The sequence below is a fragment of the Microbacterium sp. zg.B48 genome (genome assembly GCF_024623505.1).
Lineage (GTDB): Bacteria > Actinomycetota > Actinomycetes > Actinomycetales > Microbacteriaceae > Microbacterium.
Map to the genome: position 1 here is coordinate 96,905 of NZ_JANJFE010000018.1, position 12,532 is coordinate 109,436.

The 12,532-nt window shown below is 69.5% G+C and carries 12 protein-coding genes and 1 riboswitch; of the genes, 8 read left to right on the forward strand and 4 right to left on the reverse strand.

The window, feature by feature from the left end; genetic code table 11:
- Positions 1–3: 3 nt before the first annotated feature.
- From NQ152_RS14390 to NQ152_RS14405, 4 genes are all read right to left on the reverse strand, one after another.
- Positions 4–474 carry a Fe-S oxidoreductase gene (locus tag NQ152_RS14390; RefSeq protein WP_257502832.1) on the reverse strand — a complete coding sequence of 157 codons (471 nt, stop codon included), beginning with the start codon at positions 472–474 and terminating at the stop codon, positions 4–6.
- Entirely contained in the window at positions 471–1,292 is an 822-nt protein-coding gene (locus NQ152_RS14395; RefSeq protein ID WP_257502831.1) for an arginase family protein, read from the reverse strand. The genes NQ152_RS14390 and NQ152_RS14395 overlap by 4 nt, the downstream gene beginning before the upstream one ends.
- Before the next feature lie 121 nt (positions 1,293–1,413).
- Positions 1,414–2,163, reverse strand: coding sequence for a PspA/IM30 family protein (locus tag NQ152_RS14400; protein ID WP_257502830.1), 750 nt, complete (start codon positions 2,161–2,163; stop codon positions 1,414–1,416).
- A 77-nt stretch (positions 2,164–2,240) separates the two neighbouring features.
- On the reverse strand, positions 2,241–4,259 hold the full coding sequence (locus tag NQ152_RS14405) for a TPM domain-containing protein (RefSeq protein WP_257524496.1): 2,019 nt from the start codon (positions 4,257–4,259) through the stop codon (positions 2,241–2,243).
- A 192-nt stretch (positions 4,260–4,451) separates the two neighbouring features.
- Here NQ152_RS14405 and NQ152_RS14410 point away from each other — a divergent pair, with 192 nt between their 5' ends.
- The 8 genes from NQ152_RS14410 (at position 4,452) to NQ152_RS14445 (ending at position 12,362) form a co-directional block, all read left to right on the forward strand.
- On the forward strand, positions 4,452–5,483 hold the full coding sequence (locus tag NQ152_RS14410) for a hypothetical protein (RefSeq protein ID WP_257524497.1): 1,032 nt from the start codon (positions 4,452–4,454) through the stop codon (positions 5,481–5,483).
- 80 nt (positions 5,484–5,563) lie between these two features.
- Entirely contained in the window at positions 5,564–6,400 is an 837-nt protein-coding gene (locus tag NQ152_RS14415; RefSeq protein ID WP_257502827.1) for a DUF3097 domain-containing protein, read from the forward strand.
- Between the two features lie 106 nt (positions 6,401–6,506).
- A complete protein-coding gene (gene trmB / locus NQ152_RS14420) occupies positions 6,507–7,169 on the forward strand; it encodes a tRNA (guanosine(46)-N7)-methyltransferase TrmB (protein WP_257524605.1) in 663 nt (220 codons plus the stop codon).
- Positions 7,169–8,500: an MFS transporter gene (locus NQ152_RS14425; protein ID WP_257502826.1), complete on the forward strand. Its 1,332-nt coding sequence runs from the start codon at positions 7,169–7,171 to the stop codon at positions 8,498–8,500. Before trmB ends, NQ152_RS14425 begins: the two co-directional genes overlap by 1 nt.
- Before the next feature lie 4 nt (positions 8,501–8,504).
- Positions 8,505–9,395, forward strand: a complete 891-nt coding sequence (locus NQ152_RS14430) for a CPBP family intramembrane glutamic endopeptidase (protein ID WP_257524498.1) — start codon at positions 8,505–8,507, stop codon at positions 9,393–9,395.
- 54 nt (positions 9,396–9,449) lie between these two features.
- Positions 9,450–9,514, forward strand: a riboswitch (guanidine-III (ykkC-III) riboswitch).
- A gap of 12 nt (positions 9,515–9,526) precedes the next feature.
- Positions 9,527–9,847 (forward strand): multidrug efflux SMR transporter, encoded by a 321-nt coding sequence (locus NQ152_RS14435; RefSeq protein ID WP_257524499.1) that lies wholly within the window; start codon positions 9,527–9,529, stop codon positions 9,845–9,847.
- 1,029 nt (positions 9,848–10,876) lie between these two features.
- Positions 10,877–11,524 carry a type IV toxin-antitoxin system AbiEi family antitoxin gene (locus tag NQ152_RS14440; protein WP_257524500.1) on the forward strand — a complete coding sequence of 216 codons (648 nt, stop codon included), beginning with the start codon at positions 10,877–10,879 and terminating at the stop codon, positions 11,522–11,524.
- A complete protein-coding gene (locus NQ152_RS14445) occupies positions 11,517–12,362 on the forward strand; it encodes a nucleotidyl transferase AbiEii/AbiGii toxin family protein (protein ID WP_257524501.1) in 846 nt (281 codons plus the stop codon). Before NQ152_RS14440 ends, NQ152_RS14445 begins: the two co-directional genes overlap by 8 nt.
- The last annotated feature ends 170 nt before the right edge of the window (positions 12,363–12,532 follow it).

Genomic DNA, 12,532 nt, shown 5'->3' on the forward strand with positions numbered 1-12,532 from the left:
GGCTCAGGCGGGGGATGACCGGCCGGGCCGGGAACGGGGCACGTAGTTGCCGTCCTCCAGCCCCGCTTCGATCTCGAACCGGTTGCGCAGCGGGTCGCGCCCGGCCAGCAGGTACAGCAGGGGCATCAGGAATCCGTAGGTGCGCCACTGGCGCGCGTGGACCGCCTCGTGGGCGAGCACCCGCTCGGTGACCGGCGCATCCCCGGTCAGGTAGCACCCGCCCACGCACACCCCGCCTCGGCGGTAGGCCCAGCGCGGCAGCCCGCGGAACACCCACAGTCCTGCGCGTCGTTCGATGCGCCCGGTGCTCCACATCGCCCCCCAGATCCAGCCCACCACAGTGCCGTAGAGGTAGCCGGCGTGGCTGACGGGCGAGTCGAGGAACGGCAGGAACCGATCCAGGCGCCTGCCTCGCGCGACGGCGCGATCGGCCTCCGCGCGCCATCCGGCCGGAGGGCTCGGGATCGGGCTCACGCCAGGGCCCCGACGATTCTCAGGATCGTGCCGAGGTCCTCGACCGCCGCCGTCGGCGAGGGCGGGGCGAAGCCGGTGATGCTCGATCCGGCGAGCGGCAGTGCGGCGCGCACCTCCGCGATCGACCCGAGCAGGTCCGCGAGCGGGACGCCGAACGGTACCGACGCCGTCACGCCGGCCATCGCCGCCGGGTCCAGGACGTCCAGGTCGACGTGGATGTAGACGGCCGTCGCTCCGGTCGCCGTGACCGCCTCCGCGAGGGCACCGTGCCGGCTGAGGGTCGCAGCATCCAGCGTGCGCAGTCCGAGATCCGCGACGGCGACCTCCTCGGCGGGCTCGTACTGCCGCGCGCCCGCGATCACGACGCGAGCGGCCGGTACGTCACCGGATGCCAGGCCGAGGCCGTCCGCGCCCTCGCCCAAGATCGCGCGCAAGGTCATGCCGCTGAACGCCCCGGACGGTGAGGAGTCCGGAGCATGCAGATCCGGGTGCGCGTCCAGCCACACCACGGCCAGCTCGGGATGCCGCCGCACGGCGTGCCCGACACCGCCGACCGCGATCCCGCAGTCGCCGCCGATGAGCATGACCGGCTCGGAATGGGGCGCGAGTTCGAGGTCGACCTGATCCCGGGTGCGGCGCAGCGTGCTGTAGCGCTGCACCCCGGTTCCGATGGTCTCGCCCGCCTCGAGTGGCACCTCGATGGTGGTGGAGGAGGCGCGGGGCAGATCCCCGGCGATCGCCTGCGCGCCGTCGATGAGCTGCATCGCGCGGGAAGAAGGCGATCCCTGCCACTGCGGGACGATCACGAATCGGGCCATGTCCTCATCCTCCCGCAGGTCCGCCGTGCTCGCGTACGCGCCGCACGCTCTGCTTCCGCTGACGGAGAACGGGCGGAGCCCCGGAAGGGATCCGCCCGTTCGCTCCTGCTGCTTACGGCGTCTACGGCGCCGTCGGCGCGTCGATCGCCTGCTGTCCGGGAGCACCGGACTTCAACTCGGCCAGACGCGTTTCCACCTCGCTGAGCTCGCCCAGGTCCTCGAGGCTGTTGAACTGCGCATCCAGACTGGAAGCAGCCAGCTCCTCCTTGCCCTGAGCGAGCGCCTCCTGCCGACGGATCTTGTCCTCGAACCGGCCCAGCTCGCTGGTCGGATCGAGCACGTCGATGGATTTGACGGCGTCGTGGACCTTGTTCTGCGCCTCGGCGGTCTTCGCACGCGCGAGCAGCTCGCTCCGCTTGCTGCGCAGCTGCTCGAGCTTCTGCTTCATGCCGTTGAGGCCGTCCTTGAGCTTGGCGACCACCTCGCTCTGCGACGCGATCGTCGGCTCGACCGCCCGCGCCTCGCGCTCCGAGCCGATCTGGCGCTGGAGGGCGATCTTGGCCAGGTTGTCGAACTTGTCCGCGTCCGCCGTGGAACCCGCGGCGCGCAGCTGATCGGCCTTCCGGCTGGCAGCGAGTGCCTTGTTGCCCCACTCGGTGGCTTCCTGGATGTCTTCCTCGTGGTCGCGCTCCAGAAGACGGAGGTTGCCGATCGTCTCTGCGATCGCCGCCTCGGCATCGGCGATGCTGTTCGAGTAGTCGCGGACGAGCTGGTCGAGCATCTTCTGAGGGTCCTCGGCGGAGTCGAGCATCGAGTTGATGTTCGCCCTCAGGAGGGTCGAGATGCGACCGAAGATGGACTGCTTTGCCATCCGTGTTTCCTTCCTATCGATGATTCGGGAACGTACGTGTGTGACGAGTCTGCGGGAATCCGTGGCGCGGGGCGTGCTCAGAAGCGACCACCCCCTCGGCGACCGCGGGTGCCGCCGCCGCCGAAGCTGCCCGGACTGATCCGGCTGCGCCCGCCCCCGCCACGCATGCCGCCCATGCCCCCGGAGGACCCGCGGCCGGAGCCGCCACCGAGCATCGAGTTGATCACGATGCCGCCCAGGATCGCGCCGAGCATGCCGCCGCTGTCTCCGCCGCGACTGCCGCCGCCGAGTCCGCCGAGCATGCCGCCCATCCCGCCGCCCTGAAATGCGCCGACGTCGGTCTGAGCGTGTTGGATCGCCTGGCCGGCGAGCTGATTGGCGCGCTGCGCGTACTGCAGCGCCTGCTCCGGATCGGCCGACTGCAGCTGCTGCGCCTGGGCCAGCGCCGCGCCCGCCTCGGCCAGTCGCGTGCGCGCCGCCGCCCCGATCGCGCCGCGTCGCGCGGTGATGTAATCCTCGGCCGCAGAGACCTGCGCCTGGGCCTGCATGATCTGCTGGCCCACCATCTGCCGGGCACGCTGCGCCTTCGCCGCCGCGTCCCGCACGCCCGCCACGACGCCGTCGATCTGGGCGTTGGCGGCCTCCAGGCTCTGCAGGGCCTGCAGCGGCCGGCGCGCGGAGGAGGCGAGGTTCGCCTTGGCCGCGTCCACCTGCTGCCGCGTCGCCGCGATCGCCGCCGCGACGCGCCCGTCGGTGTCGGGAAGGGCGGATGCCGTGGCGATGTCGCCTTCGAGTTCGATGATCAGCTCCGCGGCGCTGCGGTCGCCCTCGGCGAGATCCCGGCCGAGCTTGTCGATCGCCTCCTCGAGAAGGACGGCCTGGCCGACCGATTCCTCTGCGGCACGGATGCTCACTGCGGCCTCACCGGATCTGCCCGCCCCGATCGCGGCATCCGCAGCGGCCAGCTGCTCGTCGGCGAATACGATGCGCTGGCTCGCCTGCTGGGCGTTGTCGGCAACGGTCGCCAGCGCTTCGGGCGCGTAGGCGGCGGACAGCGTACGCAGGTGCGCCGCCGCCTCTTCGATGGATGCCGCGGCCCGATCGCGCTGGGTCTTCACGCGCGCGAGGGCCTCCGGGGCGTTCTGCTCGAGCCGGCGCAGTTCGTCGAACGCGGCGGCCTTGTCGTCCAGGCCCGCGTTGGCCTCTTCGCACAGCCGGATGATCTCGGCGTTCCACGCGCGGGTCTGCTCGTCGGTGTCCTCGGTCGTGTCATCCAGCTGCTGCTTGAGAGTGAACGCCGTGTTGAGGTTTTCGTGCGCCTTCTGCAGCGCCTGCTGGAATTCGACGGTGGCCGCGTCGCCGAACTGAGCCCTGGCGAAACCGAGCTCCTGCTCACTCGTCTTGACGGCGTCGTCGGTGTGGACCAGGGCCGATGACGCACGGCGGGCGAGCTCCTTGACGTCGATCCGTTCGATCGCGGGTTCCGCCCCACCGGCGACCTGTCCCCTTCTGCGCCGGTTGCGCAGCACCAGGACGATCGCCACGACCGCGATCGCGGCGATCACCAGGAAGATGATCAGACCCGTGGGGAAGCCTCCTCCGCCGGCGCCGGATCCGGAGCCACCGTCGGCAGCGTCGGAGAAGCCCGCCGCAGCGGTGTCGACGGCGCCCACCCAGTCCTCGTCGGCCAGGCGGGGCTGCACGGTCTGCTCGATCGTTCCGAGCTGCTCGAAGGTCACCGGGCCTTCGGAGTCGCCCGAGATGTAGAACTGACGGGTTTCGGTCGCGACCGCCAGCAGATACTGCGTGGGGCCGAGCCCGTTGATCTCAGCGGTCGTGTTCGCCCAATCCTCTGAACTGGTGGGATCGGTGAACTCGTCGACGAACACGACCCACAGGTCGACCCCGGTGTCGGCTTTGAGCTGCTCGAGGCGGGTCTGAGCCTGGTTCGCCTGGGCGCTGGAGAGTGCGCCGACGTCATCGAGCACGTACCCCACGCCGAGTGTGACCGGGTCCGTCGCCGACGCGGTGCCGGACGCGCCCGCGAACAGCAGGGTGAGAGCCGTCGTGAGCGCCACTGCCCATCGCGCACGCATCGTTCCCTCCTCGGGGACGCGCGGCGCAGGCCCCGGGCATCGAGTCTATGCAACCCGTGGGCGGGAGGCGAGCGCGGGGACCGGTGCTCGGACCGCGAACGCTCCCTCAGCTGCGGCCGCACCGGAACGCCATCCGGCGCCGCTGCGAACGGCCGAATATCAGCAATACTGAGAATTCGACAGAGGGGGACCATGTCCGTACTTTCCATCGTCGCGTCGTCGGGATCGGTGCTCACCGCGGCGCTGCTGGTGCTGACCGGTTCACCCGCCGCCGCCGCAGAGACCGCGCCCCCGCCTCCCATCGACCTGGTCCTGCACCTTCCGGCCGGCCTGAGCGTCGAGGACCTTCGGGCGCCGGGCGACCATGGCTCCCTCGCGGTGGCGGGGTGTCCGGCCGACGGAGCACTCCTGCTCGCCTCCACGTTGCAGAGTCCGACCGGGGACGGCGGCGTCGTGGAGGTGCCGATGAGGCTGGAGACCATGCCGGGGTCCGACGACGGGCCGGTCGCGTGGCAGCTGCGGGGGATCAGCGCATGGCTGGCCGCGAACGATCCCGGACCGCTCTCGAGCGTGCTGCTGGAGGCGTCCTGCATGCGGCCCGGGAACGAGACCGCACGAGTCACCGCCGTGCTGCCTCCGGTCGACGCCCCGCTTCCCATCGACCTGGTCCTGCACCTTCCGGCCGGCCTGAGCGTCGAGGACCTTCGGGCGCCGGGCGACCATGGGTCCCTCACGGTGGCGGGGTGTCCGGCCGACGGAGTACTCCTGCTCGCCTCCACGTTGCAGAGTCCGACCGGGGACGGCGGCGTCGTGGAGGTGCCGATGAGGCTGGAAACGGTGCCGGGGTCCGACGACGGGCCGGTCGCGTGGCAGCTGCGGGGGATCAGCGCATGGCTGGCCGCGAACGATCCCGGACCGCTCTCGAGCGTGCTGCTGGAGGCGTCCTGCATGCGGCCCGGGAACGAGACCGCACGGGTCACCGCCGTGCTGCCTCCGGTCGACGCCCCGCTTCAGTCCCTCCCCCCGACGACGCCGGGGACCCCGGTGCCCGAGGGTGGCGTGGACCCCGCGACCGTGCCCGCGGCATCCGAGCCCAGCGCCGCTCCGCGGATGCTGGCGGAATCCGGAGCCCCGACCCTCGCGGCGTGGCCGATCGTCGTCGGCCTCCTGCTCATCTTGACCGGCAGCGCAGCGGTCGCCGCCCGCGGCCGCAGAGTCCACTGAGGGAACGGGTTTCGGCGACCTCGTCGTGTGAGCGGCCGCCCGGAGCGCGGCGCAGGTAGCGTGTCGTCCTCGGAGGACTGATGGACGATCGATACGCGGCAGACGTGCTCGCAGCCGGATGGCGCGACACCCATCGGCGACCGGTTCCGGTGCTCGCCGCCGCCCGGGATGTCGTGGTCGAGGTCGCCGCGGACGGGTTCTGCGGAGCGGTCGTCGGAGTCGCCTCCGGCCTGGTCGAGCTCGAAGACCGGCACGGGCGCCGCCGGCTGTTCCCGCTCGGCCCCGGATTCCTCGTCGACGGTGCCGATGTGGTGCTGACCGCACCGGCGGTCGCGGCGGCACCGCGCACGGCGAAGCGGACCGCGTCCGGATCGTTCGCTGCGCCCGAGGCCCGCGCGCGGGTGGCGCGGGCCAGCCGAATCCTCGTCGAAGGCCGCCACGATGCCGAGTTGGTGGAGAAGGTGTGGGGTGCCGACCTGCGCGCCGAGGGCGTCGTCGTGGAGTACCTGCAGGGCGTCGACCTGCTCGCCGAGACGCTCCAGAACGAGCCCCCGACCGCGGAGCGCCGCTACGGGGTCCTGGTCGATCACCTCGTGCCGGGTTCGAAGGAATCGCGGATCGCCGATTCGGTGGCCCGCGGACCGCACGGGCGTTTCGTCCGCATCGTCGGGCACCCGTACGTGGACGTCTGGCAGTGCGTCACCCCCAAAGCGATGGGCATTGCGCGCTGGCCGGACGTTCCGCGGGGAACCGATATCAAGGTCGGGACCTGCCGCGCGCTGGGCTGGCCGTCCGACACGCCCGCCGACCTGGGCATGGCCTGGCAGCGCATCCTGGCGCGCGTGCACAGCTACCGGGACCTGGACCCGGCCCTGCTCGGCCGCGTCGAGGAGCTGATCGACTTCGTCACCGACTGAGCGACCCGGCGATACCGGAGTCGGCGCGCGTGGTTAGCCTGGAGGGGTGTCCGACCCTTCCACGTTCCGCGATCGCCCCGTGTCCTTCGTCCGCCGCAACGGCCGGATGACCGATGGGCAGGAGCGCGCCTGGACGGACCTCGCCCCGCGGTACGTGCTGGAGGCACCGCGCGACGACGCGGCCACCAGCGTGCGCCCCGGCGCGGCGATCGATCCGCGCGAGGTGTGGGGGCGGGATGCGCCGCTCATCGTCGAGATCGGGTCCGGACAGGGCCATGCCATCATCCACGCGGCCGCCTCCCGCCCGGAGGCGGACTTCCTCGCGATCGAGGTGTTCACCGCCGGGCTGGCGCGGACCATGCTGGGTGCCGAGCGCGCGGCCGTCGAGAACCTGCGCCTGGTCGAGGCGAACGCGCCCGAGGTCCTGGAGCATCTGCTGCCGCCGGCATCCGTCGACGAGCTCTGGGTGTTCTTCCCGGACCCGTGGCACAAGAACAAGCACACCAAGCGACGGCTGGTCACCCCCGAGTTCGCCACCACCGCCGCCGGCGCCCTCCGCGACGGCGGCACGCTGCGCCTGGCCACGGACTGGGAGCAGTACGCCCGGCAGATGCGAGAGGTGCTGGATGCCGCACCCGAGTTCGAGCGCGCATTCCAGGGCGACTGGGCGGAGCGGTTCGACGGGCGGGTCCTGACGGCCTTCGAACGCAAGGGTGCTCGCGCCGGTCGCGCGATCCGCGATCTCAGCTACGTCCGCCAGCACCGGTAATGAGCGAGGCGGAGGAGGCGGCATCCGCTCCGGTGGCCGGGTCCGCCGCCGATCGGAGGCCGGACCGCGATCGCTGGCGGGTGCTCCGCCCCCTCGCGCACCGCGATTTCCGCGCCCTGTTCGCGGCCGTGGTGCTGTCGATCTTCGCCGCCGGAATGTGGGCGGTCGTCATGGTCTACGCGGTCATCGCCGTCGGCGGGGGACCGCTGGACCTGTCGCTGGTGGCGGCGGCCAACGCGACCGGACTGCTGGTGTGCGCGATTCCGGGCGGGATCGTGGCGGACCGGGTGTCCCGCCGGCTGATCGTGCGCACCGTCTCGCTCGCGGACTTCCTCGCCATCACCTCCGTGGTCGTCGTCGGAGCGTACGGCCCGGTCGGCATCGTGCAGCTGGTCGGGGTGGCCTTCGTCCTCGGCGCGGGCGCCGGGTTCTTCTTCCCCGCGTACAGCGCCATCCTTCCGCGCATCCTGCCGCCCGGCCAGCTTCTGGCGGCGAACGGGCTGGAAGGCGCCATCCGCCCCGCCTTGCAGCAGGCGGCCGGGCCGGCCGCGGCCGGGATGCTCCTGGCCGCGTTGATCCCCGCCCAGGCCGCGGTGGTGATCGCCGTCGCCCACGGCGCCGCGTTCGTGATCCTGCTCTTCCTCGGACCGGAACCGGTCCCCCCGGGCGAGGACAGCGGTGCCGGCGGAGCGGCTCCGGTGCACACGAGCGTGTTCGCCGACCTCCGCGAGGCGGTCGTGTTCACCGTGCGTACCCCGTGGCTGCTGTGGACCCTGCTGTACGCCACCATGTGGGTGCTCGTGGCGGTGGGCCCCGAGGAGGTGTTGCTGCCGTTCCTGACCCGCGAGCGGGTCGGCGAGGATCCGCGCCTGTTCGGGTTCCTGCTCGCCGTCTACGGAGCCGGCGGGGTACTCGGGTCCATCGTCGTCTCCTCGAGGAAGCTCCCGCGGCGGTACCTGACCACGATGAACCTGGTCTGGGGCGTCAGCACCCTGCCCTTCGTGGTGGTCGGACTCACCGACCAGTACTGGCTGCTCCTGCTCTCGCTCTTCATCATCGGCTTCGGCTTCAGCTACGGCAACGTGATCTGGGGAACCCTGCTGCAGCGCAGGGTCCCGCGACACATGCTCGGGCGGGTGTCCAGCCTGGACTTCTTCGTCTCGCTGGCGCTCATGCCTCTGTCCATGGCGATCGCCGGGCCGCTCGCGGAGGTGCTCTCCCTGCAGACGATCTTCATCGGCGCCGGCATCCTTCCGCTCCTGTTCGGCATCGTCGCGATCCTCGCCGCGCGCATGCCGCACGACGAGCTGGCGCATCCGCTGACAGACTGAACAGATGCCCGCTCACCCCGCCGCCGTGCTCGGTATCCGCCCCAAGGTCTCCGTCGGACTGATCCCCGCCCTGCTGGTGTGCCTGGCCGCGCCCGCGTTCTTCGTACTGCAGATCGCCTGGCTGGGCTGGGCACTTCTGGCCGCCGGGATGCTGAGCGCCTGGCTGCTGCGCTCGCGCACGGATTCGGAGGCCGCCGCGGCCCACGCGAACGTCGGCGCACCGGAGACGCGGACCCCGAGCCTGGTGCGGGACCTCTCCCTGATCACCCTCGGAATGCTCATCGTCAGCGCGATCCCGCTGGCCGCGGAGCTGGACAACCTCGCCTTCCTGCGGTTCGGCCTCGCGCTGGGCGGTGCGGTGGTCGTGCCGTATGCGGTGTCGCGGTTCGTCTTCCGCGATCACGCGATCCGCTTCCCGTGGCGCGGCGGCGGCCGCTGGACGGCATTCCAGTGGACCTGGCTGGTCGCCGTCCTGGCCCTCGGCTGGCTGATCCTGCCGTTCTACTTCATCACCTCCGGTGTCTACACGAACTGGCCGGTGGTGGACACACCGGAAATGATCGCGCGCCTGTTCGTCGGTGTGGGCGCCGTCGGCATCTGGGACGAGCTGTTCTTCATCTGCACCGTCTTCGCCCTGCTGCGACGGCACTTCCCGGACTGGCAGGCCAACCTGCTCCAGGCGATCGTGTTCGTCTCGTTCCTCTGGGAACTCGGGTACCAGGCGTGGGGACCGCTGCTGACGATTCCGTTCGCGCTTCTGCAGGCCTACATCTTCAAGCGCACCCGGTCGCTGACGTACGTGGTCACCGTGCATCTCCTCTTCGATGCGGTGGTGTTCCTCGTGCTGGTGCACGCACACAACCCCGGCCTGCTGGACGGCCTGTTCCTCATCTGACGCACGCGCGCCGCGGTGCACAGCGTGTGCGCAGCGCGACGCGGTAGCCTGGAACGCGGATCCTCTCCCGGATCCCCGGACGACGGATCAGTACCCGGTGAGCGACAAGACTGGCCATGGAGGCGAGTCCCGTGTCGTGGGTCATCCTTGTCGTATCCGGCGTCCTCGAAGCCGTCTGGGCCACCGCGCTCGGCAAGTCCGAGGGGTTCACGAAACTCTGGCCGAGCGTGCTCTTCGCCGTCACGCTGACCGCGAGCATGGCGGGTCTGGCGTGGGCGATGCGCGACATCTCGACGGGTACCGCCTACGCCGTGTGGGTCGGGATCGGTGCCGCGCTGACTGTCGGCTACGCGATGATCACCGGTGCGGAGCCGTTCTCGATCGTGCGTCTGCTGCTGATCCTGGGACTGGTCGGCTGCATCGTCGGCCTGAAGCTGGTGAGCGCGGAATAGGATGCGCGGATGCCGCGGCCGGAGCACACCGGATGCCCGTTCATCCTTCACCTTCAGCTTCATGTCGAAGTGATGTGAAGCCGAACTCTTGACGCGCATGCCGGGCTGAGTATCTTTACTTCTGCGGAGAGAAAACGGAAACGAAAGGAACCCGCAAGGGAACTCGATACGGAAACCGAACATCGCAGACGATCGGCCCGGGGCTTCGGCTCCGGGCCGATCTTCGTTGCCGTCGGCGCATGGGTCCACGGCGCCTGGAGATGTGAAAAGCCGCCCCGAAGGACGGCCTTTCACGTCTGTGCCCCCGACTGGAATCGAACCAGCGACCTTTGGTACCGGAAACCTCATTCGGGTCGGCTAATGGGGGCGATGACCTGCGAAAACCGTGTGATTCCGCGGGAGTACAGACGAGTTGCATCATCAAGATTCGAATGGATTCTCAAAGAGTGTTGTCATTTTGTTGTCACGCGAGGCAGGTGGAGAGGGTTGTCGGCGGACGCTGAAACCCCCGGCTCACGGACCCTTGGCCTCCTGACCCACCACGGTCTTGCTCGCGCTCCGGCAATCAGCGAACAAGCGATCGGCGCAGCGCAGTGTCCGACGTGAGCGATTGCTGATGGGTCATGGGTGGGGCGTCGGCTCGATAGGCGGCTAGCCACGGCCGGAGCCGGGGATGTCCATGTGGAGCACGCGCAGCGAAGCGAGCATGAACGACATTGACATTCCCAAGCGCAGGCTGAGGCTGGGCCGTCGAGGCGATGGCCTGTCGCGATCACTGGCAAGTGTCGCTGTGACACGAGTTATCGCCGTTTCGGCGGTGAGTCGAGAGGTCGACGTCGGTCCAGTCCGTCGGCGTGAGAACTCAAGAGGGGACGGCGGGCGGTCAAGGATGCGACTTCGCGGTTGTGACGGAGATCGGGACCGCGTATTGATGGGGCGAGAAGTTTGTAGCCGCGGATAGACGTCTGATGCGATTTACTCATCGGAAATCTACGCTGGGCGTATACTTTCGATGACTAGAGGAGCATCATGACCGCGGACGTCGACATCGTGCGCGCTGTCGCGCGGGCGCCACTTCGCACACTGCGCCTTAAAGATATGCCCGAGCTGGCCCGGAATACATGGCGGGCGACGGACCGCTTGGTCGAGCAGGGCGCGCTGGTGCGATTGACTCACGGTGTCTACACGGCGCCTCCCGATGGCCGCGATGGTCGGAAGTGGAAGCCACCGTTGGAGGCGGCCGCCCTCGCGCTTGCGACTGCCCGCTTTGGCGCTCGAGAAGCCGCGCTCATGGGTGTCAGCGCCGCACGCCATTGGGCTGCCATCCCCCGGGCGATCGGGGTCGCCACGGTTGCGGTGCCCCGGCGCGGATACGCACCTCTCAATATCGAGGGAGGTGGTCTCGTCAAGTTCGTCCCACGAAGGATGGAGGCCCTCGAGCTCGTTCTGGAGCGCACAGGACTCGGGGACGGGCTCGTCACGACACCCGAGCAAACCCTTTTCGACCTGCTGGGCCGCACGGATCGCGAAGGGCTCGGCCGCGAAGTCGCTGGCGCCATTGAGAACCTCACGGCGCAGGTCCAGCCGGACGAGTTCGCCGAGATCATCGCGCGCGCGCGCATCGTGCCCTCCGGCGCACGGGACATGCTGAATCGACTGGAGAAGTCGAATGGCTGAGTGGAGAGCCGAAGACCACCCTCGGGATGTCGACGGACGATTCGACGACCCTGAACGCAGCTCTCCCAAAGTCGTCCTCCCCACGCCTGTCCCAGGGGTCCTCGAAGACGACGAACGGGAAAAGATCGAGGACACATTCGGTGTTGACTCGGAGCAGGTCACCCGGGACCATGTCATCTCACACGCACTCGCCGCCATCAGTAGCGTGGGCACCGACGACATCGTCTTCTTCGGAGGCACTGCCCTGTCCCGCACGCACCTCACAGACCTGCGCCTGTCGGAGGATATTGACCTCATGGCGTTCGGAGACAGATCAGCCATCGCCGACAAGATCGAGAGCGCCCTCACCCGTCAGCTGCGCCGTAGCTTCGGCACAGTGACGTTTACCCCGCGGTTGAAGAACACGAGGCACCCGGATCCCTCCGTGATGCAGGTGGGCGATGTGCGCGTGCAGATCCAGTTGCTATCGTCCGAGGGCTATCCGCCGTGGCCGACCGAGGTCGTGGATATCGAGCAGCGCTACAGCGACGCTCCGCCCGCGCGCTTAAGGGTGCTCACCCCTGCAGCGTTCGTCGCATCGAAGCTGTCGTCGTGGAGCGACCGGGAAGCCCCGCGAGACCTCTATGACCTATGGGCCCTCGCCGAGGCGGGGTACATCGACGCGACCGCGTCCGAGGTATTCCGGCGATGGGGTCCGTACACGAGCGCGTCCAAGGTCTCCTTCACGCGCCTTCCATCCGCTGCCGAGTGGAGTGCATCGTTGGAACATCAATGCCTTCCGGTCGTCACGCCCCAGGAGGCAGCCGACCGGGTGCGCGATGCACTCCAGGATCTCTGACCGACCACGCTCGACAAGGGCAGAACCCGGCCTGAGTCGGCATTAGACCTGTGCGGACTCAATCGCGGTGGACGCTCCTCAGGTGGACAACGTTCGGCTCGATTTCGGTCGCTTGCTGAGCGCTTGGCGGCTTAGTCCGGACCACGTCGAGAGCATCGCCCACGACACGT